The sequence below is a fragment of the Advenella mimigardefordensis DPN7 genome (assembly GCF_000521505.1).
Taxonomy (GTDB): Bacteria; Pseudomonadota; Gammaproteobacteria; order Burkholderiales; family Burkholderiaceae_B; genus Advenella; species Advenella mimigardefordensis.
The window spans coordinates 2,948,863-2,975,695 of record NZ_CP003915.1 but is presented as its reverse complement, the minus strand read 5'-3'; the positions used below and the strand labels follow the sequence as shown (position 1 = coordinate 2,975,695).

The window sequence follows — 26,833 nt, the reverse complement described above, 5'->3', positions numbered from 1 at the left end:
TTGCCGCGGCATATCCCGGCGTTTCTGCAGGCCCGCGACCAGACATATTGATCGTTGCCAGGCTCGGTGGCACGCAGTGTCACCACGACTTCGCGTGTTTCTTTTGAATCCGGCGTGCATTCTGCAACTGTATCGTGCTGCGTGACAGCACCGATATCCCAAACAATATGATTCTTTTAACGTTATCTCCGCGCTTACTCGGTTACCACTTGCGGTAAATGGCTGGTGTCGGCCCAGGACACAATCTGCCAGCTGTCGTCGCTGATAATGCGCAGGCGGTTGATGCTGGTATTGCGTTGGGAAAATTGCCGTGGCGCATTGGGTGCCAGGTTCCCGGCGGCACGCCACATCATATCAATCGCACCGCCATGGCTAACGATCATGACGGTTTCATTGCGGTGTTTCTGAGCCAGTGTGTTCAGGGTTTGCCGAATTCGCGTATAAAAGGTTGCCAGGTCTTCTGCCTTGTGTTCATTCGGATCCAGTTCAATCGCCAGGTTGTGAGTGTGTGCCGAATCAAAGCCGGCCAGCGCCGACCATAGTTGACCCTCAAGAATGCCGTAATTGCGTTCACGTAATCCGGGCAGGCGCTGAACGGGTTTGTCACAAGACCGCGCATAGGGCAGGGCGGTGTGATATGCCCGCTGCAGGTCGCTGGTGTAAATGTGCTCGGGGCCGGCATCGCTAAAGCGCTCCTGCAGATGCGCGTTGAGTGCTTCGGCCTGGGCGATGCCATTCGGGTTTAACGGAATGTCGCGCCAGCCCTGCAGGCGCCGTTCGGCGTTCCAGTCGGTTTCGCCGTGGCGGATAATCCAGAAATCGGTATGAGACATAGTTGAGCTTTCGAAAAATAGTCGCGAGACAGGCATCGGATGACGGACAAAGGCCGCGCTGCCAGCCGCAGTTTTGCTTGCCCTGTGCACCAGTCAGGCCGTACACTTCATATCCAGCAAAATATGACATCACATCTGAATGGGGAAAGTAATGAGTGGACCTTTTTTTCCAATCTGGCGGCGGGTTGAGCGGGCCCGGGAACATCAGATTGTAGCACCCGACGAGCGTCTGTCCTGGCCTCAGACGGCGGTCATGGGTGCGCAACACGTTGTGGCCATGTTTGGTGCGACCGTGCTGGCCCCGCTGTTGATGGGTTTCGATGCCAATCTGGCTGTGCTGATGTCAGGTATCGGCACGCTGATCTTCTTCTTTTTTGTCGCCGGTCGTGTGCCCAGTTATCTGGGGTCGAGCTTCGCCTTCATCGGCGGCGTTATTTCCGTCACCGGGTATGCCGGCAGCGGACCGAATGCCAATATCAGTGTCGCGCTGGGGGCCATTATCGTGTGCGGCCTGGTATATGCGCTGGTGGGTGTACTGGTATGGTACGCCAATAGCCGCGGCAAAGGGTCGGCCTGGATCGAACGCTTGATGCCGCCTGTGGTAACCGGCGCCATCGTTGCCGTGATCGGCCTGAATCTTGCACCCATTGCTGCCAAGGGTGCGATGGGCTCGGGAACGACCTTCGAGGCGCTGATGGCCCTCATGACCATACTGTGCGTCGCCGGGGTGGCCGTCTTTACTCGCGGCATGATTCAGCGGCTGCTGATTCTGCTGGGGCTGATTGCCGCTTGCGTCATCTACTGGCTGCTGACCAATGTCGCCGGCCTGGGTACGCCCATCGACTTTTCCGCCGTGCAGGCGGCACCCTGGTTCGGCCTGCCGACGTTGGTCGCACCCGTGTTTTCCGTCTCGGCCATTTCAGTCATGGTGCCGGTCGCGGTCATTCTGATTGCTGAAAACCTGGGTCACATTCGTGCAGTCAGCGCGATGACCGGGCAAAACCTGGATCAGTATCTGGGTCGCGCCTTCCTGGGCGATGGCGTTGCGACCATGATTTCCGGCGCCGTTGGCGGAACCGGTGTGACCACCTACGCGGAAAATATTGGCGTCATGGCGGTTACCCGTATTTATTCCACTCTGGTGTTTGTAGCGGCTGCCTGCATCGCCATCCTGCTGGGCTTCTCGCCCAAGTTCGGCGCGCTGATTCACGCCATTCCGGGTCCGGTGCTTGGTGGCGTTTCCATGGTGGTTTTCGGTCTGATTGCCATTGCCGGTGCACGTATCTGGGTGGTTAACCAGGTTGATTTCGGCGATAACCGGAATTTGATCGTGGCCGCTGTCACGCTTCTGATGGGGGCGGGCAACTTTACCTTGCAATTGGGTGCGTTCAAGCTCGAAGGTATCGGAACCGCCACCTTCGGTGCGATCATTTTGTATGCGCTGCTCAATTTGCGGCAACGCTCGGCAGTCCCCGCGGATCAGAGTCCGTTTGATCAGGAACAGCGTCTGTAAAATTGCGGTTTTTTCAATTGTTTTCAGTACTTTAGCAACATTTTGCCGAAGGCTTGCAATTTGTTCGGGAATTGGAGACAATGTCATATCGATGTCCCTGGCACTCATTAACCAGTGCCGGGGTTTATTTTTGTTTTTTCCATTCTTTTTGTACCTGAGCCAGACATCGTTGGCCTGGTCGATAACACAACAGCACGCTCATCATCATGGCACGTTTCGGTGCAATGGGGGCGTTTTTACTTTTTTGAGACAGATATGGCAGGTATTCCATTAACAGCGCAAGGTGCGAAGCGCTTAGAAGAAGAATTGCACCGCTTGGTCAGCGTAGAGCGGCCTGGAGTGATCCAGGCGATTGCTGAGGCACGCGCGCAAGGTGATCTGTCGGAAAATGCAGAATACGATGCAGCGCGGGAGCGTCAGGGCTTTATTGAAGGCCGCATCAATGAACTGGAAGGTCTGCTGTCCAACGCGCAAATCATCGATCCGGCCAGTCTGGATGTAGACGGTCGTATTGTATTTGGTGCAACGGTGGGTATTGAAGATCTCAACTCCGGTAGCAATGTAACCTATCAAATCGTTGGCGACGCCGAATCCGATATCCGTTTGAACCGGATTTCTATCTCCAGCCCGGTAGGCCGGGCATTGATTGGCAAGGCAGAAGGCGATGTGGTCGTTGTGACTGTACCGTCAGGCGAAAAAGAGTTTGAAATTATCTCGGTTGAGTACAAGTAAGGTGCAAGGCGTCACGCCACATTCCCGGGTGTCATAGGGCACAAACCGGAATCGGTCATACAGCCAGGCTGGTGATTCGATAGCAGCAAAAAAGCCGCAGAAAACACGTCCTGCGGCTTCTTTTTTGTCTGGCGCCTGCGCGCCGCTACCTACACCTTGCGGGTGCAGTTATCTGCCGCCGCGCCTGCTGGTGCGTGGTGCAGCAGTGCTGCGTCGGCCCGCTCTCAGTGACAATGCACTGCCTGCGCGTCTGGGAATACCGTGGGCCTCACTGCTGCCAGGGCGGGCAGAGGGCGCGCGTGCCGGCTTGCGTGCCGGTGTGCCCACCAGTTCGTCATTGCCTCGGGCGGACTTGCGGGGTGCCTTGCGGTCTTTCAGGGTTTTACCTGCGGCCAGCAGCTTTTTCGGCGTATGAGGTTCGTTGGGGAGTCGGCGGCTGCGCTCGACGGGTTCTTCGGCTTTTTGCTCCCAACGGCGGTTTTGTGAGCCGTGTCGATATAAAATAAGGGTTTTGCCGACGTGACCAACGGGGGCACACGATAATGAATCACAGATGGTGTCGAGCATGGCAACACGCGCGGCACGGTCATCTCCGGCAACGCGCACCTTAAGCAGGCCGTGCGCGGTAAGGTTCATGTCGATTTCTTTCAGCACCGCAGGCGTGAGGCCCTGATCGCCGATCAGGACTACCGGTTTTAGCGGATGGGCGGCGGCGCGTAATTCGCTGCGCTCTTTTGATGTCAATTCTAGGGTAGGCATAAGGTAATCAGGGCAATGGCCAAAAAGAAATTCTCGAAAGAATGGATACATCAGCATATCAATGACCCATATGTGAAAATGGCCCAGCAAAAGGGCTATCGGGCACGGGCAGCATTTAAGCTGATTGAGATCCTGGATTCGGAAAAACTGATGCGGAAAGGGGATATTATAGTCGACTTGGGCTCAACCCCCGGCAGTTGGTCGCAGGTTGCCCGCGAAAGACTTACCGCAGAGGGCGGAGTGTTGCAGGGCCGCGTCATTGCGCTGGACCTGCTGCCGATGGAACCCATTGCCGGCGTCGAATTCATTCAGGGCGATTTTCGCGACGACGATGTACTCGCGATCCTGAACGAAAGGGTAGGTGAGCAGCAGGTTAATCTGGTGATGTCGGATATGGCACCCAACCTGTCCGGCGTCAGTTCGGCCGATTCGGCCCGGATTCAGCATGTATGCGAGCTGGCTCTGGCCTTTTCCCTGCAGCATCTGACCCCTGACGGGGCGCTGATTGTCAAGGCATTTCACGGCAGCGGCTTTTCTCAGATCGTGCAGATGTTCAAGCAGCATTTCAAGCGGGTTGTTGAGCGCAAGCCCAAGGCGTCGCGCGACAAGTCTTCTGAAACCTTTCTGCTGGGGCGCGGTCTGAAACATCCGGATAAGCGCGAATTCTAGCGCTTTGGCGTTTCGGCTGGGCCTGGCCGACACCGGCTGATCATCGCCCATTTCCTGGCAGGTTATGGTCTCATCTCGGTCTCATCTCGCCGTTTGCCGGTTTGATGGTCCGCATTTAATGCTGAAAACCGCGGGGTAAAGCGCCAGGGCGGGGCCGCAGGTGCGAGTGGTCGGGCTCAGGTGCAAAAAGTCAGAAAAAGATTGCAATACAGTGCTTGGAAACCGGATTTTTGCCCCAATTTGGTTGTTGTGAGGACCCGGCGCTTCAGGCGCCGGAATAAATGACTTGCTGCATTTGCGTAATACGCCCGGGCGTTGCCAGGCCGGCGTTTTTACCCGAAATATATCCGGAAACAGCGGGTAAAGGTTTAATTTGTTTTTAAGCCGGTTGTAAAGCCTCTTTTTTTTATCAATAGGTTAGAATCATATGAACGGGGTAAAGGCTCTGATTTCAGGGTCATTTGCCATTCATCGCAGGAGTCAGATTGTTGAATAATTCTTTTTCAAAATTCGCTATCTGGGTGGTTGTAGCGCTGGTACTTTTTACGGTATTCAAGCAATACGACGGCGCAGGTCAGGTTACAGAGGGCGTGAGCTACAGTCAGTTCATGACCGATGCCAAGCAGGGCAAGGTGTCCGGTGTTGAAATTCAGGGCAATACTCTGACGGTCACACCCAGCTCGGGCACGCGGCCTTATACGCTGACTGCACCTAACGATCTGTGGATGGTCGGTGATCTTGTGCGCGAAGGCGTCAAAGTAACCGCCAAACAGCCAGAACAGCCTTCATTCCTGCTTAGTGCACTCATTTCATGGTTCCCCATGCTGTTGCTTATCGGCGTGTGGTTCTTCTTTATGCGTCAAATGCAGGGCGGCGGCAAAGGCGGCGCGTTCAGCTTCGGCAAATCCCGCGCCCGCATGCTCGACGAAAGCACCAACCAGATTACCTTTGCCGATGTGGCCGGTTGCGATGAGGCCAAGGAAGACGTAAGAGAGCTGGTTGATTTCCTGCGCGAACCTTCCCGCTTCCAGCGCCTGGGTGGCCGTATTCCTCGCGGTGTGCTGATGGTTGGCCCTCCAGGTACTGGTAAAACGCTGCTGGCCAAGGCCATTGCCGGCGAAGCCAAAGTGCCGTTCTTCAGTATTTCCGGTTCAGATTTTGTAGAAATGTTCGTGGGTGTGGGCGCATCGCGTGTTCGCGATATGTTTGAAAACGCCAAGAAACAGGCACCCTGCATCATCTTTATCGACGAGATCGACGCCGTAGGTCGCCAGCGTGGTGCAGGTGTGGGTGGCGGTAACGATGAGCGCGAGCAGACATTGAACCAGATGCTGGTGGAAATGGACGGTTTTGAATCCGGTCAGAGCGTGATCGTGATCGCTGCAACCAACCGCCCCGACGTACTGGATCCTGCATTACTGCGTCCGGGCCGCTTTGACCGTCAGGTCGTGGTGAGCCTGCCCGATGTACGCGGCCGTGAGCAGATCCTGAATGTGCATATGCGCAAAGTGCCTTTGGCTCCCAATGTCGAGGCATCCGTCATCGCACGCGGCACCCCGGGGTTCTCCGGTGCCGATCTGGCCAATATCGTGAACGAAGCCGCGCTGTTTGCTGCCCGTCGCAATGGTCGTACCGTCAATATGATGGACTTCGAAAACGCCAAGGACAAAATCATCATGGGTGCGGAACGCCGTTCTATCGTGATGCCAGAGGAAGAGCGCAAAAATACCGCCTATCATGAATCCGGTCATGCGATTGTGGCGCGTATGCTGCCCAAGACCGATCCGGTGCACAAAGTGACCATCATTCCGCGCGGCCGTGCGCTGGGTGTCACCATGCAACTGCCAGAAGGTGATCGTTACAGCATGGATAAAGAGCGTCTGCTCAATACCATCGCCGTACTGTTCGGCGGCCGTATTGCAGAAGAAATCTTCATGAACCAGATGACTACCGGTGCGTCCAATGACTTTGAACGTGCCACCGCCATCGCCCGTGATATCGTGACCCGTTACGGTATGACTGAATCACTGGGCCCTATGGTCTATGCCGAAAACGAAAATGAAGTGTTCCTGGGCCGCAGTGTTACCAAGACCACGCATGTGTCAGAGGCAACCATGCAGAAGGTTGATGCTGAAATTCGTAGCATCATTGATGAGCAGTATTCGGTAGCGCGCAAAATCATTGAGGAAAATAGCGACAAGATGCACGTCATGGCCAAGGCCCTGCTGGAATGGGAAACCATCGATGCCGAGCAAATTGGCGATATCATGGCCGGGCGTCCGCCGCGTCCACCTGAAGCGCCCGAACCAGCGGGTGATTCTTCTGATACGCCACCTCCGTCGTCAGGCCCTGCCCGGAAAGATCCTGGTAGCGATAAAGCAACTGTGACTGCCTGATTTTACTGCTGTATTTTTCATGAATTATTCCACATTCATTTGCGGGCGCTTCGAGCTGACACTCAAGCGCCCGCTTGTTATGGGCATCGTCAATGTGACGCCCGACTCCTTTTCTGATGGTTCTGCCCATTTCTCGACCGATGCTGCCACCGCGCATGCATTCGAACTGATCGAGCAGGGCGCCGATATGCTGGATATTGGTGGTGAGTCCACTCGTCCGGGTGCCGATGCGGTTTCCGAAGAAGAGGAACTGCGACGCATCATTCCGGTAATACAAAATCTGCGTGATTGCGGCAAGCCCATTTCTGTCGATACGTTCAAACCAGCAGTGATGCGCGCCGCTTTGGCTGCCGGCGCAGATCTGATTAATGATATTTACGCCTTGCGTATGCCCGGCGCCCTTGAGGTTGTGGCAGCGCATCCCAATTGCGGGGTGTGCCTGATGCATATGCAGGGCGAGCCGAAAACCATGCAGGCGGCGCCGCAGTACGGCAACGTGACTGACGAAGTCTATCGTTTCCTGGAAGAGCGCAGGGCGGCCGCGATTGCCGCCGGTATCGCCGCTTCACGCATCTGTCTGGACCCAGGGTATGGTTTCGGTAAGACAGTGCAGCAGAATTATCAGCTTTTACGTGAACAGGGCAGCTTGTCCGGTTTACACTCACCGTTATTGATCGGTCTGTCCCGTAAATCCATGATTGCGGCGGTTACGGGCCGGGCTCCGCAGGACCGCGTTGCCGGCAGCATTGCCGGTGCGCTGGCCGCTGCAAACAGGGGCGCGGCCATCATACGGGTACATGACGTCGCACAAACAGTAGATGCCCTCAAGGTATGGGCTGCCACAGAACAAGGAGAAATTCATGGGGCGTAAGTATTTTGGAACGGATGGGGTACGTGGAGAAGTGGGCGGTCCTGTCATCAATGCAGAGTTTGCATTGCGGCTGGGCTATGCCGCAGGCAGGGTACTGTCAAAAAATTACAAGGATAGCGCGCGCCCGATGGTGCTGATAGGCAAGGATACGCGTATTTCGGGCTATATGCTGGAGTCGGCGCTGGAAGCCGGTCTGGCTGCCGCCGGGATTGACGTCTATCTGGCCGGCCCCATCCCAACTCCTGCTGTTGCCTACCTGACCCGCGCGCTGCGTTTGACTGCCGGTGTGGTGATCAGTGCGTCGCATAACGCCTATCAGGATAACGGCATCAAATTTTTCTCCGGTAACGGTACGAAGCTGCCCGATAACGTTGAACTCGAAATCGAAGCAGCGCTGGACGAGCCGGTAGGCTGCGTCGATTCCGAGCATATCGGCCGTGCCCGCCGCATGCCCGACTCTGCCGGTCGTTATATTGAGTTTTGCAAAAGTACCTTCCCTAATGATCTGGATCTGAAGGGCATGAAAATTGTGGTCGATGGCGCACACGGCGCTGCCTACCATATTGCACCTCACGTATTTCGCGAACTGGGCGCCGAAGTCGTGGCCATTGGCTGCAACCCCGACGGTTTCAACATCAATCGCGATGTGGGTGCCCTGCATCCCGAATCGCTGGCCGAGAAGGTCAGAGAAGTGGGCGCGCATTATGGCATCGCGCTGGACGGCGACGCTGACCGGATCCAGATGGTGGACGCCGACGGGCGTATCTATAATGGTGATGAATTGCTCTATGCCATGATTCGTGAGCGCATGATGCATGGTCGTGTGGCGGGTGTTGTGGGTACGCTCATGACCAACTACGGCTTTGAAAAAATCATGCAGATCATGGGGGTTCCTTTTGAACGCGCCAACGTGGGTGATCGTTATGTGCTGGAAGCCATGCAGAGAAATGGCTGGCTCTATGGCGGTGAAAGCTCGGGCCATTTGCTGTGCCTGGACCACCATAGCACCGGTGATGGTATTATCGCTGGTTTGCAGGTGCTGACGGCATTGGTGCGCAGCGGCAAAACGCTGGCCCAATTCATTTCAGATCTGAAAATGTACCCGCAAATCATGGTCAATGTACCGTGGAAAAAAGGCGCAGACTGGAAAGCACACGCTGGCCTGCAGGCCGCGAAAGAAGAAGTGGAGCGCGAATTGGACGGGCGTGGTCGCGTGCTGATTCGTGCCTCGGGAACCGAGCCCAAGCTGCGTCTCATGGTCGAAGCCGAAAGCGAAGCGCTGGCCCGTCAGGGTGTGGAGCGCCTGCAGGCGGTCGATCTGGCAGCCTAAGTGCTTGTTGCCGGTTGCATGCACTTTTTGCAACTGGCAGCGCATTCTGTTGTAAGATTTCAAAAAATCGAAATATTACCTGTATGTGAAAAGTTTTTGTCAAATGAACCGGGTATCATGCAGCTTTACCGTAAATCTTAGGAATTGACCCGAATGCAAGAAATCATGCGGATCCAGGCAGACGAGAATGATGCGTCAAGCCACAGCCTGGTCTTGGGTATTGCTACCACTGCCGAAGAAGTTGAGCAGTTACAGCGATTGCGTTACGAGGTCTATACCAACGAAATGAACGTGGTATTCCCCGGGGCCATCAATGGTGTGGATATTGAGCCATTTGACAAATGGTGTGTTCATTTGATGGTCAAGGACCTGAAAACAGATGCCGTTGTGGGCACGTATCGGATCCTGAGTCCTGAAAAAGCGGTTGAGGCTGGCGGCTATTATTCCGAGCAGGAATTCAATATCGATCAACTTGCGCATATCCGGCACGTGTTATGCGAATGCGGCCGTTCCTGCACGCATCCGGATTACCGTAATGGTCAGGCCATCATGCTGCTCTGGAATGGTCTGGCCCGTTATCTGCTTAGCAATAACTATCGTTATATGCTCGGGTGTGCCAGCGTCAGTCTGGCCGACGGGGGCGTGCAGGCATCGAAAGTATGGCGCGCTGCCAAGCGCGACATTGATGCGCATCCCGATCGCCCAAGAATGGTGCCCATCAATCCCTATCCGCTGGATAAACTCACACTTACCGACGATGCCAAAACGCCTGCGCTGATTAAAGGCTATCTGAAGATTGGTGCGCACATCTGTGGTGAGCCGGCTTTTGACAGTGATTTCAATTCTGCTGATTTCCCGGTCATTATTGACGTAGCCAATATCGATCCGCGCTACAAAAAACACTTCGGCCTGGTCTGAGCTGCCTTGCGGCCTCCCTGTACGGCGTCTTTATTCGGCGCCGCGAGGCTAGCGCATCTTAGCCCCTTATTTAGCAGAATGTTGATGATTAAGCCCGCTTTTTGAACTGACCCCATAACACCGGACAGTAAAAATTACGCGGGCTTAATCGTTATGTGTGGCGCGTGTGGTGTGGAGCGTGTGCGATATCAGGAAGGAATAATGTCCAGTGTAAAGCCTGCTTTTTTCCATTCTGCGGCTTCCAGTGACAGCGTATAGCGGGTGAGGGGATGGTCTTCCAGCCATTTCTTGCCAACATGCAGTGTCAAATTCTGCTCATCGGTTTCCAGTGAAACCGGTAATGAGGTCATTGGCTGGCGACGGCGCATGAACACGACGGCTAGTCGCAGGCACAGCGTGAGCAGCCATTTGACGCGGCTGGGCTTTTCAGGCAACAGCTTGTCCAGCTTGCCCTGATGTCCCAGCGTGAGAAAAGAGAGCAGTTCCTGCTCTGCTTCAGAAAAACCGGGCATATCGGCATTGGCCATGACGTAGGCGGTGTGCTTGTGATAATTGACCTGTGAAATACTCAGGCCGGTTTCGTGCAGGTCGCAGGCCCAGCCCAGATAGCGCCGCAGGTCATCTGCTGCTGTTTCACTGGCCAGGATGGAATCAAAGAATATCAAAGCCTGCTTTTTCACGCGCGCGGCCTGCCGAGTGTCAATGTGGTAGCGTTTCATGAACACGCCTGCCGTTTCATCACGTTTGTCATGAGAGGTGTCGCGGCCCAGCATATCGTACAGGACGCCAACCCGCAGTGCGCCGTCCCCCTGGAACATTTGTTTAACCTGCAGTTCGCTGAAAATGGCCATCATGATGGACAGACCGGCTGGCAGCACTTCCATGCGATCCAGCTTCAGGCCACGCAGTTCGGGCGCCTGAGCGCTGCCATGGCGGATCAGCACTTTTTTCAGTTTTTGCATGCCGTCCAGGGTAATGCCTTTTTCGGAAAAACCGGATTCCTCCAGCGTTGCCACCAGCGCCTTGGCCGTGCCCGAAGAGCCAAAGGCTTCGTCCCATCCCAGGTGACGATACTGTCTGGAAATGATCTCAATTTCTTTTCTTGCGGCAATTTCAGCCTGCACAAAGCTCTCTTCGGTCACTTTGCCGTCAGGGAAAAAAGCCTTGGTATAAGTGACGCAGCCGATGGACAGTGATTTCATGATCAGCGGCTCAAGTTCCCGGCCGATGATGAATTCGGTAGAGCCGCCGCCAATATCCACGACAAAGCGCTGCTTGCTGGAAGGCGGCAGCTCGTGGATAACGCCGGAGTAAACCAGACGGGCTTCTTCCTGGCCGGAAATCACTTCTATCGGATAGCCCAGCGCCGCTTCTGCGCGCGGCAGAAATTCTGCCACGTTGCGCGCGACGCGAAAGGTATTGGTGGCGACGGCACGCACACGCCCGGCGGGAAAATTTTCAAGGCGTTCACCAAAGCGGGACAGCACGGCAATGGCGCGCTGAATGGCTTCTTCGCTAAGCACGCGCTCTGCGTTCAGGCCGGCGGCCAGCCTGACTGTTTCTTTCAGGCGATCGGTTGCATAAATCTGAACAGAATTTTCATTCTGGACAATTCTTGCAATGGACAGGCGAAAACTGTTGGAGCCCAGGTCTACGGCGGCAAGTAATTGGTCCATAATGCATCTGCTTGGTAAAGGAAACGCCATTTTAGTAAAAAAGCTGCAACAGCGAGCGAAATAAGGGCAATTGGCATGAGGAATTTATTTGTCATAAATCTGTTATATTCTCCGGGTATAAGAACTGTTCTTTCTCCAAGCCCCAAAACAAACAACAACTGCGTTCATGTCCGATACCACTTCTGTTTCCGTTTCTACACCCACGCCCGACTCTGCCACATTGCTCAATCGCGAATTGTCTTTACTCAAATTCAATGAGCGAGTGCTGGGCATGGCGGTGAACCAGGCCAATCCACTGCTGGAGCGCCTGCGGTACCTGTGCATTGTCAGCTCCAATCTGGACGAGTTTTTTGAAATTCGTATCTCCAGCCTGAAAGAGCAGGAACGACAATTCCCCAACGTGCCCGGCGATGATGGTCTGACGCCCTCGGCGGCATTCGAACTGGTGCAGCAACGCGTACATGAACTGGTGGATCGCCAGTATGCATTGCTTAATAAGGATATCTTTCCGGCATTGCGCAAGCGGGGCGTATCGGTACTGGCACCCAGGGAATACACAGAAGCCGTTTCCGAATGGGCACGTGATGTCTTCCTGACAGAGGTGCTGCCGCTGCTCACGCCTATCGGTCTTGACCCGGCACATCCGTTCCCGCGCGTTTATAACAAGAGCCTGAACTTCATCGTATCGCTCAGTGGCGAAGATGCCTTTGGTCGTCGCGCGTCTATCGCCATTGTGCAGGCGCCGCGCGCCTTGCCTCGTCTGCTGGAAATTCCCGAATCGGTCTGCGGGCAGCGGCATACCTACACGCTGTTGTCGTCACTGATGCAGCAGTTTTCCGGCGATCTGTTTCCCGGTATGGAAGTCAAGGGGCTGTATCAATGGCGTGTAACACGCAATAGTGATCTGTTTGTGGACGAAGACGAGGTGACCAATCTGCGGCAGGCGCTGCAGGGAGAGTTGTCGCAGCGCAATTTCGGCGCTGCTGTCCGTTTGGAAATTTCCGAAAACACGCCGGTAGAACTGGAACAGTTTCTGCAGCGTGAATTCGCGCTGGGGCCCAAAGATACCTACCGTACCCACGGCAGCGTCAATTTAACGCGCCTCATGCCCTTGTGCGATATTGATGCTGATCCGCAGTTGGTATTCCCCAGCTATCGTGCCCGGTTGCCCGCACCGTTCGATACCATGAACGATAATCCTGCGGAAATGTTCGACGCAATTGCACGCGAAGATCTGCTGCTGCACCATCCGTACCAGTCCTTCAAGCCGGTCATTGATTTTCTGACGTCGGCCGCGCTGGATCCGCAGGTAGTGGCGATCAAGCAGACCATCTATCGTACCGGCGAAGATTCCGAGCTGATGGGCCTGTTGCTGGCAGCGGCCAAAGCGGGCAAGGAAGTGACGGTTGTTGTGGAGCTCATGGCCCGTTTCGATGAGCAGACCAATATTAACTGGGCGGCCAAGCTGGAAGAGGTGGGTGCGCACGTGGTTTATGGTGTGGTCGGTCATAAGACGCACGCCAAAATGCTGCTGGTGCTGCGCCGGGAAGGCAAGAAAATCGTTCGTTACGGGCATTTGGGAACAGGCAACTATCATCCGCGAACAGCAAGGCTTTATACCGATTTTGGTCTGCTTACAGCCAATCCGGATTTAACCAACGACATGGATCGGGTTTTCTCACTGCTTACAGGATTGGGAGCACGCCGCCCGCTCAAGCTGTTACTGCAATCGCCGTTTACCCTGCATGATCGTGTGGTCAAGTTGATTCAGGCTGAAACCGAACAGGCGCAGGCTGGAAAGAAAGCAGTCATTATGGCCAAGATGAACTCATTGCTGGAAGTTGACGTGATCAACGCCCTGTATAAAGCCAGCCAGGCCGGTGTGCGGATCGAGCTGATTATCAGGGGCGTGTGCGCGCTGCGTTCCGGGGTGCCGGGCCTGTCAGAAAATATTCGCGTGCGTTCTATCGTTGGTCGCTTTCTGGAGCACTCACGGGTCTTTTATTTTCACGCGGGTGGCCAGGAGCAGGTGTATCTGTCTTCTGCCGACTGGATGGATCGTAATTTCTTCCGACGTGTGGAAGTCGCTTTTCCGATTCTGAATCCGGTGCTGAAAAAACGCGTGATCAATGAGTCATTTATCTTCCCGCTGAAGGATAACGTGCTGGCGTGGGAGCAGAAGCCCAGCAGCGAATACGAGCGCGTTAAGAATCGCCGGGAGCCGTTCAATATTCACCACTATCTGATGGATCTGCTCGGCAAGGCTGGTTAAGAAAAGCAGAAATTAAGCAGACAGGTCAGGCGTTGTAAACGCAATTTGTAACATGACAATATATGACAGTGTCTGCCGGGCTGTTGCGTGCCGTCTGCGTTTTCAGCCCGTATTTCATGCTTTTTTAGTGCGATTTTGTTACGTAAATAGTTCTTTAAGTTATTGATAATAATAAACTAAAAGCGCGGCCCTAGTGTTTTCCCTGATAGCAGAAAGAAATTGCCTTATATTTGTCACTATCTTGTCATATAGCCGTTTTACTATACTTGGCATGGACACTACGGTTCGTATTTTGTTACCTCTTTAACGTATTAAGGAATATACATGTTCAAACATGCACTTAAAAGCGTCTCTGTCGCCATCGCACTGTCGACCGCGACATTTGCCGCACATGCCGCCGATGTGACTGGTGCAGGCGCTTCTTTTCCATACCCCGTTTACTCAAAATGGGCTTCCATGTACGCAGCAGAGACCGGTAATAAAATCAATTACCAATCTATCGGTTCAGGTGGCGGCCAGCAACAAATTATCGCTAAAACAGTAGATTTTGGCGCCTCTGACGATCCATTGAACGAAAAAAAACTGGCTGAAAACGGCCTGCTGCAGTTTCCAGCTGTTATCGGTGGCACAGTCGCTGTAGTGAATATCGACGGCATCAAACCAGGCCAACTGAAACTAACTGGTCCGGTTCTGGCTGATATCTTCCTGGGTAAAATCACCAAATGGAACGATCAGGCCATTACTGCCCTGAATCCTGGTGTTACGCTGCCTGACGGCGCCATCATCGTAGTTCACCGTTCAGACGGTTCTGGTACAACGTTTGGCTGGACTAACTATCTGTCCAAAGTGTCTGCCGAGTGGAAAGAAAAAGTAGGTGAAGGCAAAGCCGTTAAATGGCCTACAGGACAGGGCGGTAAAGGTAACGAAGGCGTGGCCGCTTATGTTGGTCAGCTGAAAAACGCTATTGGTTACGTTGAGTATGCCTATGCCAAACAGAACAATCTGTCCTGGACACAGTTGAAAAACAAAGACGGTAATTTCGTTCAGCCAGAACAGAAAGCGTTTGCCGCTGCTGCTGCTAACGCCGACTGGAAAAGCGCTCCTGGTATGGGTGTTGTACTGACAGAAGAACCAGGTGCTGATTCCTGGCCTGTAACCGCAGCAACCTTCATTCTGGTGCACAAAAAAGCCGACAAGCCAGAACAAACTAAAGCTGTTCTGTCTTTCTTTGACTGGGCCTTCACCAAAGGTGGTCAAGCTGCAGCTGATATCGACTACGTGCCACTGCCTGACGCAGTGACAAAAGAAGTCCGTGCAGCCTGGGCAGCCGAGATCAAATCGGCTGATGGGCAGGCAGTTTGGAAGTAATCAGGTCTTTCACGACTTGACCCTCTGAACAAAACATGGCGACTTAATTTTTAAGCCGCCATGTTTTTTACGAACACCAAGACGGGTTTACAATGAGCGTTTCGATAACGACAACTGGGACCGAAACTAACCGGTCCGCCAGCCAAACTATGCAAAACCAACTTCCTCCGAATTCAGCCCCAAGCAACGTATTTGCCGACGCGCTGTTTAAGAATGTGGCACGTTTTTTCGCCTTCTTTGTATTCATGCTGCTTGCGGCCATCATGGTGTCGCTGGTGTATGGGAGTCAGGAAACGCTGTTTAAATACGGTGCATCCTTTTTGTGGACAAATGACTGGGACCCCGTAAATGATATTTACGGTGCCGTTGTTCCGATCATCGGTACGCTGATTACCGCCTTTGTTGCGCTTATTATTGCGGTGCCGGTCTCTTTCGGCATTGCCATGTTTCTTACTGAATTGGCACCAACCTGGCTGCGTCGCCCACTGGGTACGGCAGTTGAGTTGCTGGCAGCGATCCCCTCCATTATTTATGGTATGTGGGGTTTGTTCGTTTTTGTGCCTATCTTCCAACAGTACGTTCAGCCCACACTGATCGAAGTGTTTGGCAGCATACCGTTTATCGGCCAGTTTTTCCAGGGGGCTCCCTTCGGTATCGGTCTGTTTACCGCCGGTCTGGTGCTGTCCATCATGGTTATTCCATACATTGCGTCCGTTATGCGTGACGTGTTTGAAGTTGTTCCCCCCATGCTCAAGGAGTCCGCTTATGGCCTGGGCTCCACAACCTGGGAAGTCATGTGGCGTGTTGTGCTTCCGTACACAAAAACCGGCGTGATCGGCGGCATCATGCTGGGTCTGGGCCGCGCGCTGGGTGAAACCATGGCGGTGACGTTCGTGATTGGTAACTCGTTCCGTCTGCCTGGCAGTGTGTTCGATCCATCCAACTCAATCGCTTCTGCTATCGCCAACGAATTCAATGAAGCAGCCGGCCTGCAGAAATCGTCCCTGATCGAACTGGGTCTGATTCTGTTCCTGATCACCACTGTGGTACTGATGGCTTCGCGTCTCATGCTGTTGAGAATGTCAGCGGCCGAAGGTAAAAAATCCTGATCACGGGCTCTGGAGATAAATCATGAACACAACATCTGCAACAACTGAATTACCATCCCAGGCCAATACGGCCATTCACTCGGGCAACTGGATTTATCGCCGTCGCCATATGCGCAACAAGATCATGTTGGCCTTATCGTCAGCTGCGCTGATTTTCGGCCTGTTCTGGCTGATCTGGATCCTGTTCACGCTGGCAGTCAAAGGCGGCGGTTCGCTGTCGTTTACGCTGTTTACCGAAAAAACACCGGGCCCGGGCGAGGCCGGTGGCCTGGCCAATGCCCTGATCGGTTCCGTGCTGATGTCCGCTGTGGGTACGGCCATTGGTACGCCAATCGGCATTCTGGCAGGTACGTATCTGGCTGAATACGGACAGCGCGGCTGGCTGGCACCGGCAACCCGCTTTTTGAACGACGTGCTGCTCTCTGCGCCATCCATCGTGATCGGTCTGTTCATTTATGCCATCGTGGTGGCCAACTCCGGACATTATTCCGGCTGGGCCGGCTCCTTCGCCCTGGCCATTCTGGTGATTCCCGTCGTTGTGCGTACCACAGACAATATGCTGGCACTGGTACCTAACAGCCTGCGCGAGGCCGCATCTGCTCTGGGTTGCCCGAAATGGCGCGTGGTGACCATGATCTGCTACAAAGCGGCCATGTCTGGTATTCTGACCGGTGTCTTGCTGGCTGTAGCCCGTATCGCCGGTGAAACGGCACCGCTGCTGTTTACTGCACTGTCTAATCAGTTCACCAGCTGGAATATGAATGCGCCAATGGCCAACCTGCCGGTAGTGATCTATCAATATGCTGCCAGCCCGTTCAAGGACTGGAATGAGCTGGCCTGGGCAGGCGCGACACTGATCACATTGCTGGTGCTGGCACTTAATATTATTGCCCGTAACGTGTTTGGCAAAAAATAGTCAGCGATCCCTAAATTAAAGTATTCGTCAGGAAGACACACATGGAAAACTTGGTTACGATTGACCAGACAAAGATTGAAGTTAAAAATCTGAACTTCTACTATGGCAAATTTCACGCGATCAAAGACGTGAACCTCCGGATCGCGAAAAACAAGGTAACCGCATTCATCGGTCCATCAGGTTGCGGTAAGTCTACGCTGCTGCGTACCTTCAATCGCATGTATGAACTGTATCCCGGCCAGCGGGCCGAGGGCGAAATCAACATGGATGGTGAGAACCTGCTGACCACCTCGCAGGACATTTCTCTGTTGCGCGCGAAGGTCGGCATGGTGTTCCAGAAGCCTACCCCGTTCCCAATGAGCATTTACGATAACGTGGCCTTTGGCGTTAAGCTCTTTGAGCGTCTGTCCAAAGCAGCGATGGACGAGCGGGTAGAGTGGGCCCTGACCAAAGCGGCCCTGTGGAATGAAGTAAAAGACAAACTGGGTCAAAGCGGTAGTGGCTTGTCCGGCGGTCAGCAGCAACGTCTCTGTATTGCACGTGGTGTGGCCATTAAGCCTGAAGTCCTGTTGCTGGATGAGCCATGTTCAGCACTGGATCCGATCTCTACGGTCAAAATCGAAGAGCTGATCACCGAACTGAAAAAAGACTACACGGTTGCTATCGTGACGCACAATATGCAACAGGCGGCACGTTGCTCAGACTACACCGCGTACATGTATTTAGGTGAATTGATGGAATTCGGAGAAACCGAACAAATGTTTGTTAAGCCAAAACGCAAGGAAACCGAAGACTACATCACCGGTCGTTTCGGTTAAGGCTTGTATCGCAGGACAGCCTGTCGGATCTGTCTGCGATTGGTACCCATCACGCTGCGTCCTGCGGTATTCGATTCGTCGATATTGCAGGACGCAGCTTTATTTTATGCAGGCATCGTAACGATTTTTGTCGAAACCTAGGGTTTTCCCTGATGATGCGATTTCGCATAAATCAGTAATATCTTCGGGCGCAATGTTTAAAACAATGTTTGATAATATGGATAGGTGAATCCATTGCGCCGCCCCGCCTTGTGCGGGGCGCTTCGTTTTGGCCCTTGTAAACGATACAATCCTTCACCCGGCAGACGCGTTGTTTGTCGACAGAAAAAGGAAAGTAGGGTGCACGTGCTTAAAACGCTTGATTAAACCGGATATAGTATTGTCAGCGTGGGCTGTTTCGCGTCCCACTATTTTGAGGAAGCTACTTACGATGTCGTACTATCTGATTGTCCGGGTAAAAGTGAATAATCCCGAAGGCTATGCATCCTATACCGCGCTTACTCCCGACATCGTCGCCGCTCATGGCGGGCGGTTTCTGGCGCGTTGTCCTTCGCCGGTCACGCTGGAAGGGCCACGTGAGGATCAGCGCGTCGTGCTGGTGGAGTTTCCTGATGAACAACACGCCAGAGCGTTCTATGATTCTGCGGAATACCAGGCAGCCAAGGCTATTCGCGAACCTTTTTCCGAAGCACAGTTTCTGATGGTCCCTGGCGTTTGACGACGCATAAAAATCAGTGACCGTCGGACGCATTTGACGGCAAGGCGTGTTTTTCTGCCAGCCCCGAGCGCCAATTGAAGGTCAGAGGTGGGTATGCCCGTGTATATGTGGGCTATCCATCTCTGCAGTCTGCAGTTCCTGAAAAATACCGCAATTTTTAACGTCATGCGGGCCGGAGCAACGCTGTCGCAGCGAGGCAAGTTGTGCTTTGAGCTGACTCAGTTCCCGGATGCGCGTTTCCACGTGTTCTATATGGGCGTCTATGGACTGGTTGACGGGCTGGCAGTCATCCGGCGTTTCATCGTGTGCCAGCAACAGGCTGCGGATTTCATCGTGCGACATATCCAGAATCCGGCAGTTGCGAATAAAACGCAGGCGCTGCACATGTTCTTCATCATAATGCCGGTAATTACCCTCTGTTCTGACGGGTGCGGGTAGCAGGCCGGCTTTTTCGTAAAAGCGGATCGTTTCAGGCGTGCATCCTTGTAAACGGGCCAATTCTCCGATTTTCATCTTTTTTCCTTGTCCTGTTCAAAATAGCTTGACTCTATAGTTACTTTAGGGTTTTAAATCTGATTATACGCTGAATTGGAGTACAAATATGTTTGAGCAACAAACCCGTGTAACCGCGATTCGCATCGAACAAATGGATTGCCCGACAGAAGAGCGGCTTTTGCGCAAGGCGCTGGAGAAGAAGCCCGGAGTAACAGGCCTTCGTTTCAACCTCATGTCGCGTGTCCTGTCGGTAACACATGAACCGGCTGTGCTGGACGAGGTGATGCAGGCCATCCGCAAAATCGGCTTTACCCCGGAGTTGCATGATGGCAAATCTGCGACGCCCCGGGTAGCCGGGAAAATCGGCTGCTGCAGTCACTCGCATGATACGGCGCGTAGCCATGGCGATAGTAATGGCGATAGTAATGGCGATAGTAATGGACACGCCGGGCATGACGATCATCACCATAAACACGATCACGATCACGACCACGACCACGACCACGACCATGGTCAGGCACACCCCGCTCACCGGCACACCGGCAACACTAAGCAGACGCAGTCGGCAGGTGAAGTTTCCCCCAATATTGGCGGCGGCATTTTACCCGCCTGGTGGCACCTTGGGCTGGGTGGTGTGCTGGCACTGGCTTCCGAACTGGTGCACTGGTTCAGCGGGCCAGTCTGGCTGACCATTGTTTGTGCCGTTGCGGCCGTGGCTCTCGCTGGTACTGCAACCTATCGCAAGGGTCTGGTTGCGTTGCGTTATGGCGATTTGAATATCAATGCACTCATGAGTATTGCCGTGACCTGCGCCTTGCTGATCGGGCAGTGGCCTGAAGCGGCCATGGTGATGGTGTTGTTTACGCTGTCTGAATGGATCGAGGCAAAATCGCTGGACCGCACACGTGCGGCGGTTTCCGGCCTGATGAATCTGGCGCCTGAAACGGTGACGGTACAGATTGATGGGCAATGGCAGAAGGTCGAGGTTGCACAAGTTGCACTAGGCAGCCGGGTACGTATTGCCCCGGGCGAGCGTATCGGACTGGATGGCCGTATTGTTCGCGGCGTTACCACGGTGAACCAGGCACCGATTACCGGCGAAAGCGTGCCGGTCGATAAGGAACTGGGCGACACGGTATTTGCGGGTACCGTTAATGAAGCGGGGGAAATCGAAATCGACGTGACCGCAGCGGCCGATAGCACCACACTGGCCCGCATTATCACGCAGATTGAAGAGGCGCAGGCGGTCAAGGCACCCACACAGCGTTTTGTTGACACCTTCTCGCGTTATTACACGCCCGCCGTGGTGGTATTGGCTGTGCTGCTTGCCATTATCCCGCCGCTGTTTTTCGGTGGGGCCTGGTTGAGCTGGATCTATCAGGCGCTGGTGGTACTGATTATTGCCTGCCCGTGCGCGCTGGTTATCTCTACACCGGTAACGGTGGTCAGTGGCCTGACTGCTGCAGCCCGCATGGGGATCCTGATCAAGGGCGGTGTATATCTGGAGCAGGGGCACCGCATGGGCTGGCTGGCGCTGGACAAGACCGGTACGATCACTCAGGGTCAGCCCGTGCAGACCGGTATGACACCTCTGGATCAGGCATATTCTGCTGACCAATTGCAGCGCATTGCGGTCAGCCTGGCCACGCGTTCCGACCATCCCGTCTCCCGGGCCATTGCACAGGCGCCGGAGGCTTCTGCCTTGTCAGCCGTGACCGTGGACGACTTTGTGGCCGTGGCAGGGCGGGGCGTGCAAGGTGTGATTGGCGATGAACGCTGGTACCTGGGCAGCGCGGTGTGGGCGCAGGAGCTGGGAGTCATGAGCGCCGCGGTAAAGGATCGCGTCGCTGCTGCGCAAAACAGTGGTCAAAGTGTTGTGCTGCTGATGAACACGCGCGCCGTATGCATGCTGTTTACTGCCGCCGACAAAATCAAGGACAGCAGCATCAGGGCCATTGAGCAATTGCACCAGCTGGGTGTGAAAACCGTGATGTTGTCGGGCGATCATCAATCGGTCGTTGATGCCGTTGCCAAAACCAGTGGTGTCACGCAGGCGCAGGCGCAACTGCTGCCTCAGGAAAAACAGCAACTAGTGCAGAAGCTGCAGAAAGACGGGCAGGTCGTGGTTGGCATGGTCGGTGATGGTATGAACGATGCACCCGCACTCGCACAGGCCAATATCGGCTTTGCCATGGGTGCGATGGGTTCTGATACGGCAATTGAAACGGCAGACGTCGCGCTGATGGACGACAATTTGCTTAAAATTCCCGCGTTCCTGAAGCTGTCACGCACCACCCGTCGCGTGCTGGTACAGAACATCAGCCTGGCTCTGGGTATCAAAGTGGTGTTTCTGGTGCTGGTTCTGGCGGGACTGGGTTCAATGTGGCTCGCGGTTTTTGCTGATGTCGGCGCCAGCCTGCTGGTGGTTGCCAATGGCTTGAGGCTGTTGCGGTTTTCACAGCGCGAGGTATAGGCTGAAGGCGCAAGGGTGCTTGCTTACCTTGCGTCTTGACAATTTTTGACCCATCTGACGATGCTGTTACATTGACTTACATAAGATAATAAATAAAAATACTTCTCGTTATTATTTTGTACATTAAAAAGACGAGAAGTATTATGACGGCTTTTTCAAAAGGGTTGCGTCATTCGCCGAGGACGTTCGTACCCAAACTCATCCGGCTTTCAATCCTGAGCGCACTGGCGGTCACATCCAGCGCTCTGGCCCAGACACAAAAGGGAGAATCAACCGCCCCTAACATCACCAAGCTTGCGCCCATCCTTGCGGAAAACCAGGACGTTGCGGTGAGTGAGGGGACAGGACAATACAGTGTTCCGGTTGCTTCAACTTCTACGCGCCTGCCGTTATCGCCGCGCGAGACGCCGCAATCCGTTAATGTGGTGACGCGTACCCAGATAGATGATTTTGGGCTCAACAACGCAACCTCATTATTGTCGACAGTGCCTGGCATGTTTGTTCAACAGGTTGAAACGGACCGCAATTACTACAACATTCGCGGTTATGAAGTGACCAATTTTCAGGTTGACGGCATCGGGTTACAGTTTTCTACCGAAGAGCAGATGGGCGATTTGGACATGGCATTCTATGATCGGGTAGAGGTGCTAAAAGGTGCCAATGGCCTATTGACTAATACTGGCAATCCATCCGGCACTGTTAATTTTATTCGCAAGCGTCCCAAACGAGCGTTTTCCGCCAACGCCAATTTATCATATAGTTCATTTGCTACGCGGCGACTGGATACGGATATTACTACATCGCTCAACAGTAGCGGATCGGTGCGAGGACGGTTGATTGCTGCATATCAAAAAGGGAATTCCTATCTTGACCGCTATGGTCTTGACAAAAAAGTGTTTGGCGTCATTGTAGATGCAGATCTGGGTGATCGGACCACGTTGACATTAGGCCACGCGTATCAGAAAAATAAAGCAAGATCCGCTATGTGGGGTGCGCTCCCGCTTCATTATACAGACGGCAGCCCCGTTTATTATGATGTCTCGGATAGCACTGCGCCTGACTGGGCCTATTGGAATACGGAAGATCAGACCACTTTTGCGGAACTCGCTCATGATTGGGGTGCGGGCTGGAATACAAAAGCAACCCTTATGTATCGCAAAATTACTCAGGATGCCGAGCATTTCTTTGTTGACGGCGTACCCGATCGCGTAACAGGTCTGGGTTTGCTCTCCTGGCCGACCAAATATAACCGTTATGAAAAGCAATGGATTGGTGATATTAGTACCACCGGTAAATACCGGTTGGCTGGGCGCGAGCACGATGTAATGTTCGGTATCAATGTCAGCCGCAGTAAAAATTACATGACCTCACTCGCTGCGGATACCAATATTCCATTGCCATCGCTCTTTGTTTGGAATCGACAATTTCCGCGTCCGGATTTCTATACTGTAGAGCCTAGTGGTGCGGACTTCATAGATCGTAAAACGACTGCGTTTATTGCGACTCGTTTGAATCTCACTGATGCTTTCAAAGTCATTGCAGGTGTAAATTACACGCGCGCAACCAGTGATGGTGTCCAATATAAATATCCCCATTACTTCAGGCGTAATAAACTCTCACCTTACCTTGGGTTGATCTATGATTTGAATAGGAATTACTCGGTTTATGCCAGCTATACAGGTATATTCAATCCGCAATTCCGTTACGACGTCCAGGGCCAGCTTGTTCCTGCACTGGAAGGCAGGAACTATGAACTGGGGTTGAAAGGCGAGTCAGATGACGGCCGGCTGACTGGTAGTGTGGCCCTGTTCCGTGCCGAACAGAATAACACTGCCGAATATGACACATTCAAGGACGGATTAGGTCGTTATAAAGCAGTGGACTCACGTTCCGCCGGTTTCGAATTGGCGTTGCAGGGTGAGGTTCTGCCAGGTTTGCAGGTCAGTACAGGATATTCCCGTCTGTTCTCTATAAAAGATGAATCAGGTAAGGCTGTACGTGAGTACGTACCGAAAAGCACTTTCACAATCGCGGCGACCTATGCCGTACCTGCTGTGTCAGGACTCAAAGTGGGCGGTGCTGTGCGTTGGCAATCCGAAATCCGGCGCCTCCAGGGCAAGACTCCGGCAGGAGTCGATATTTATACCAAACAGAAGGCTTACGCGGTTGCTGACTTGATGGCCAGTTATGAACTCAACAAGCACGTCACTATTGGGGCTAATGTCAAAAACGTCTTCAATAAAAAATATCTGACCTCGTTGATGTGGGCGCAGAGTTACTACGCACCTTCACGGTCCGTTGGAATGAATGTGCAATTGAAATATTGATGTCCAGCGGAAACGAAATGACATACACAGCTAAAAATGGCGGGGTCCACGATGTGCTTGGCGTGGGCCTCGGCCCCTTCAATTTAAGTTTGGCGTGCCTGATGGCTCCATTAACGGAATTGGATGTTGTCTTCCTGGAACAAAAATCGGAGTTCACCTGGCATGAAGGGATGATGATTCCTGGTACGACCTTACAAACCAATTTCATCGCGGATTTGGTAACACTGGTCGATCCGACCAGTAAGTTCAGTTATTTGAATTATTGTAAGCAACAGGGCAAGATCTATCAGTGTTATTTCCATGAAAATTTCTATCTGACTCGACAGGAATATAACCGGTATTGCAGGTGGGCTGCTCGTCAGTTGGAAAATGTGCACTATTGCCGACAGGTGACTGCGATTACATTTGACAATAAACGTGAGTGCTATGTCATCACCGCCACTGATTTACTGTCGAAATGTGAACATGTCTATTGCGCCCGCCGATTGGTTGTTGGGGTGGGCAGCACTCCTTGTCTGCCTGATTGTGTCGACGAAACATATCAGTCCGTACACAGCAGTATGTACCTCGAGAAAAAGAGTCGGTTGCAACAGGCGCGTCGCATAACGGTCATTGGCAGTGGCCAAAGCGGAGCGGAGATTTATTACGACTTACTGCGTGATATGGATCATTGCATGTACGAGCTCTACTGGATTACACGTTCCTCGCATTTTTTTCAAATGGAGACAGGAAAATTTGCATTGGAACTCTTTACACCAGATTATGCTAATCATTTCTACTCATTGGACAACGAGATAAAAAGCGATGTCTTAGGGTATCAAAGCAGTCTCTTTAAAGGCATTAACGCCAGTTTGATTGCGAAAATTTATGATGAGTTGGCGCAAAAATCGCAATCGGAAGTCGCTCGTACTTATCTATATAGTAATTTGAAGTTGACTCAATGTAATCGCCTCGATTCTCAAACTGAATTGATCCTAGATCATTGCCAGACGAGTGGGCGATATCGTTTCATGTCTGATGAAGTCGTTTTCGCAACAGGGTATGATTATCGAATCCCTGCGTTCATGCAGGGCATCGTCGATCGGTTACGATTGCATGATGGTCGCTATCGCCAGAACGAGAACTATGCAGTGGATATGGTTGGTAACCAGGTCTTTATCCAGAATGCGGGTTTGGAAAGTCACGGCGTGACGAACCCGGATTTGGGTATGAATTGCTATCGGAACGCTCGTATTATCAATGCAATCGCGCAACGGGAAGTCTATTATGTCGACTGCAATACGACGTTTCAGGCGTTTTCGCCGGAAGGCAATGATCAGTTTTTACGCCTGATCGACCAATGAACATTCGCAATGCCATTATCATCATGTCCGCGCTGGGCATGATGAGCGATACTGTGCTCATTGGATTCTACCCACAGTTTTTCGATATGCGCTACGGTAATACCGATCACGTGCATACAGGCATGTACGTTGCGGCTATCTCAATTGCGGTCATGTGTACATTACCGGTTTGGGTGAGGGTGGCAAAACGGTTGGAACCCATGTCACTCATCGGCTTTACCCAATGCGTTGCTGGTCTGCTCTGTCTGTCTGCTATTTGGGCGGAAACGCTGACGCAGTATTGGGTACTGACCATGCTGATGTTCATATTCAAAAGCAGCTACTTGCTTATGTTTCCATATTTGATGCGGATTGTCAGCAGAGAAGATCATAGCCAAACGATTGCGCTGCTGTCAGTTGTGGTGCATATTTCAGGAATTTTTGCGGCAGCATCGGGCGGGTACATTTTGCAGCATATTGGGGCAAGTGCCGCGTTGGTGATGATGGCAGCAGGCGATTTTGCTCAGATGGGTATTACCTTATGGCTGAATTTAACGGGCCGCATTATTAAGGTAAATGGCGTCAAAGCAAAGAAGGGTCAGACGGTTCAGGATGCCGCTGTAATGCTTGCCGATGATGCAACGACGTCCGCACTTGCGGCACGAGACTTTAAGCAGCCTACCAAGCTACAAGCATACGATAGAAAGGGCTTCTCTCATTTTCTTAAAAGAATTTTGACATTAAGCCTGATCATGTTTCTCTTTGATTTCAGCATCTATCTGATCCGCCCCTTTTTTTCTGAATACTGGATTTACTCTACGGCGAATAATGATCAAGCATTGGCTGGCTTGATCTTTGCTATACCGGGACTGACTGCGGTAGTCGCTCTAATCGTCAAGCGTTGCCTGAACGATAAGATGGCCCGACGCAATGAGAATTTAACTTGGAATCTACTGCTGCTGTTGGTCGGGCTGTGCTTGCAGTCGGTTTCTTCCGACCTAGCGATTGTAATCGGACGTTGTATGTACGGCTGGGGACGATTTCAGGTGGCGGTTAAGCTGGAAGTGAGTCTGTTCAGTATCAGTCGCAAGGAAGATTATGCACATCATTTCAGTATTACCAACTTTTTTCAAAATCTGGGTGTGCTGATATCTTCGTGGTGCGCCGGCTATATCGTGGGCCTGATCAGTCACCAGGCAGCATTTTTTATCGCAGCGGCGGGAATTGCGCTTACCTGGCTTGTCAATAGACTGACGCTGAATCTGGACCGGATCAAGCAGCCAGTAGCGACATAGAGCGGTAATATCAACAAGAGAGG

21 protein-coding genes are annotated in these 26,833 nt (G+C 52.9%); 17 read left to right on the top strand and 4 right to left on the bottom strand.

Going from position 1 to position 26,833, the window contains the following annotated elements; translation table 11 throughout:
* Positions 1-194 precede the first annotated feature (194 nt).
* Complete coding sequence (locus MIM_RS13680) at positions 195-833, bottom strand: histidine phosphatase family protein (RefSeq protein WP_025373323.1); 639 nt, start codon at positions 831-833, stop codon at positions 195-197.
* A gap of 151 nt (positions 834-984) precedes the next feature.
* Here MIM_RS13680 and MIM_RS13675 point away from each other — a divergent pair, with 151 nt between their 5' ends.
* Together MIM_RS13675 and greA are read left to right on the top strand one after the other, a co-directional pair.
* Positions 985-2,346: a solute carrier family 23 protein gene (locus MIM_RS13675; protein WP_025373322.1), complete on the top strand. Its 1,362-nt coding sequence runs from the start codon at positions 985-987 to the stop codon at positions 2,344-2,346.
* Positions 2,347-2,601: 255 nt separating this feature from the next.
* The gene (greA, locus tag MIM_RS13670; protein ID WP_025373321.1) at positions 2,602-3,078 is read left to right on the top strand and encodes a transcription elongation factor GreA; all 477 of its coding nucleotides are present in this window, start codon (positions 2,602-2,604) and stop codon (positions 3,076-3,078) included.
* Between the two features lie 168 nt (positions 3,079-3,246).
* On the opposite strand, the gene MIM_RS13665 is transcribed toward greA, so the two are convergent.
* Positions 3,247-3,837 carry a YhbY family RNA-binding protein gene (locus tag MIM_RS13665; protein ID WP_025373320.1) on the bottom strand — a complete coding sequence of 197 codons (591 nt, stop codon included), beginning with the start codon at positions 3,835-3,837 and terminating at the stop codon, positions 3,247-3,249.
* A gap of 15 nt (positions 3,838-3,852) precedes the next feature.
* On the opposite strand from MIM_RS13665, the gene MIM_RS13660 reads away from it, so the two are divergent.
* From MIM_RS13660 to MIM_RS13640, 5 genes are all read left to right on the top strand, one after another.
* Positions 3,853-4,506 carry an RlmE family RNA methyltransferase gene (locus MIM_RS13660; RefSeq protein ID WP_025373319.1) on the top strand — a complete coding sequence of 218 codons (654 nt, stop codon included), beginning with the start codon at positions 3,853-3,855 and terminating at the stop codon, positions 4,504-4,506.
* A 488-nt stretch (positions 4,507-4,994) separates the two neighbouring features.
* Positions 4,995-6,902: an ATP-dependent zinc metalloprotease FtsH gene (ftsH, locus tag MIM_RS13655; protein ID WP_025373318.1), complete on the top strand. Its 1,908-nt coding sequence runs from the start codon at positions 4,995-4,997 to the stop codon at positions 6,900-6,902.
* A gap of 19 nt (positions 6,903-6,921) precedes the next feature.
* The gene (gene folP / locus MIM_RS13650; RefSeq protein WP_025373317.1) at positions 6,922-7,773 is read left to right on the top strand and encodes a dihydropteroate synthase; all 852 of its coding nucleotides are present in this window, start codon (positions 6,922-6,924) and stop codon (positions 7,771-7,773) included.
* Positions 7,763-9,103: a phosphoglucosamine mutase gene (gene glmM, locus MIM_RS13645; RefSeq protein WP_025373316.1), complete on the top strand. Its 1,341-nt coding sequence runs from the start codon at positions 7,763-7,765 to the stop codon at positions 9,101-9,103. The genes folP and glmM overlap by 11 nt, the downstream gene beginning before the upstream one ends.
* A 153-nt stretch (positions 9,104-9,256) precedes the next feature.
* A complete protein-coding gene (locus tag MIM_RS13640) occupies positions 9,257-10,021 on the top strand; it encodes a GNAT family N-acetyltransferase (protein WP_025373315.1) in 765 nt (254 codons plus the stop codon).
* A 188-nt stretch (positions 10,022-10,209) separates the two neighbouring features.
* Here the strand turns inward: MIM_RS13640 and ppx are convergent, their stop codons facing one another.
* Positions 10,210-11,697: an exopolyphosphatase gene (gene ppx / locus MIM_RS13635; protein WP_025373314.1), complete on the bottom strand. Its 1,488-nt coding sequence runs from the start codon at positions 11,695-11,697 to the stop codon at positions 10,210-10,212.
* Positions 11,698-11,863: 166 nt separating this feature from the next.
* Here ppx and ppk1 point away from each other — a divergent pair, with 166 nt between their 5' ends.
* The 6 genes from ppk1 to MIM_RS13605 all read left to right on the top strand — a co-directional run bounded on the left by ppk1 (position 11,864) and on the right by MIM_RS13605 (position 18,898).
* Positions 11,864-13,969, top strand: a complete 2,106-nt coding sequence (gene ppk1 / locus MIM_RS13630) for a polyphosphate kinase 1 (RefSeq protein ID WP_025373313.1) — start codon at positions 11,864-11,866, stop codon at positions 13,967-13,969.
* Positions 13,970-14,293: 324 nt separating this feature from the next.
* Positions 14,294-15,337 carry a phosphate ABC transporter substrate-binding protein PstS gene (pstS, locus tag MIM_RS13625; protein WP_025373312.1) on the top strand — a complete coding sequence of 348 codons (1,044 nt, stop codon included), beginning with the start codon at positions 14,294-14,296 and terminating at the stop codon, positions 15,335-15,337.
* Between the two features lie 149 nt (positions 15,338-15,486).
* Entirely contained in the window at positions 15,487-16,446 is a 960-nt protein-coding gene (pstC, locus tag MIM_RS13620; protein ID WP_025373311.1) for a phosphate ABC transporter permease subunit PstC, read from the top strand.
* Between the two features lie 109 nt (positions 16,447-16,555).
* On the top strand, positions 16,556-17,362 hold the full coding sequence (pstA, locus tag MIM_RS13615) for a phosphate ABC transporter permease PstA (RefSeq protein ID WP_407638164.1): 807 nt from the start codon (positions 16,556-16,558) through the stop codon (positions 17,360-17,362).
* Positions 17,363-17,403: 41 nt separating this feature from the next.
* Positions 17,404-18,180 carry a phosphate ABC transporter ATP-binding protein PstB gene (pstB, locus tag MIM_RS13610; RefSeq protein ID WP_025373309.1) on the top strand — a complete coding sequence of 259 codons (777 nt, stop codon included), beginning with the start codon at positions 17,404-17,406 and terminating at the stop codon, positions 18,178-18,180.
* 430 nt (positions 18,181-18,610) lie between these two features.
* Positions 18,611-18,898: a DUF1330 domain-containing protein gene (locus MIM_RS13605; RefSeq protein ID WP_025373308.1), complete on the top strand. Its 288-nt coding sequence runs from the start codon at positions 18,611-18,613 to the stop codon at positions 18,896-18,898.
* Between the two features lie 81 nt (positions 18,899-18,979).
* On the opposite strand, the gene cadR is transcribed toward MIM_RS13605, so the two are convergent.
* A complete protein-coding gene (cadR, locus tag MIM_RS13600; RefSeq protein ID WP_025373307.1) occupies positions 18,980-19,411 on the bottom strand; it encodes a Cd(II)/Pb(II)-responsive transcriptional regulator in 432 nt (143 codons plus the stop codon).
* An 88-nt stretch (positions 19,412-19,499) separates the two neighbouring features.
* Here cadR and MIM_RS13595 point away from each other — a divergent pair, with 88 nt between their 5' ends.
* From MIM_RS13595 to MIM_RS13580, 4 genes are all read left to right on the top strand, one after another.
* Positions 19,500-21,866 (top strand): heavy metal translocating P-type ATPase, encoded by a 2,367-nt coding sequence (locus tag MIM_RS13595; RefSeq protein WP_025373306.1) that lies wholly within the window; start codon positions 19,500-19,502, stop codon positions 21,864-21,866.
* Positions 21,867-22,009: 143 nt separating this feature from the next.
* Positions 22,010-24,193 (top strand): TonB-dependent siderophore receptor, encoded by a 2,184-nt coding sequence (locus MIM_RS13590; RefSeq protein ID WP_025373305.1) that lies wholly within the window; start codon positions 22,010-22,012, stop codon positions 24,191-24,193.
* Between the two features lie 17 nt (positions 24,194-24,210).
* Positions 24,211-25,536 carry a lysine N(6)-hydroxylase/L-ornithine N(5)-oxygenase family protein gene (locus tag MIM_RS13585; protein ID WP_042071467.1) on the top strand — a complete coding sequence of 442 codons (1,326 nt, stop codon included), beginning with the start codon at positions 24,211-24,213 and terminating at the stop codon, positions 25,534-25,536.
* On the top strand, positions 25,533-26,810 hold the full coding sequence (locus tag MIM_RS13580) for an MFS transporter (RefSeq protein ID WP_025373303.1): 1,278 nt from the start codon (positions 25,533-25,535) through the stop codon (positions 26,808-26,810). The genes MIM_RS13585 and MIM_RS13580 overlap by 4 nt, the downstream gene beginning before the upstream one ends.
* Positions 26,811-26,833 lie beyond the last annotated feature (23 nt).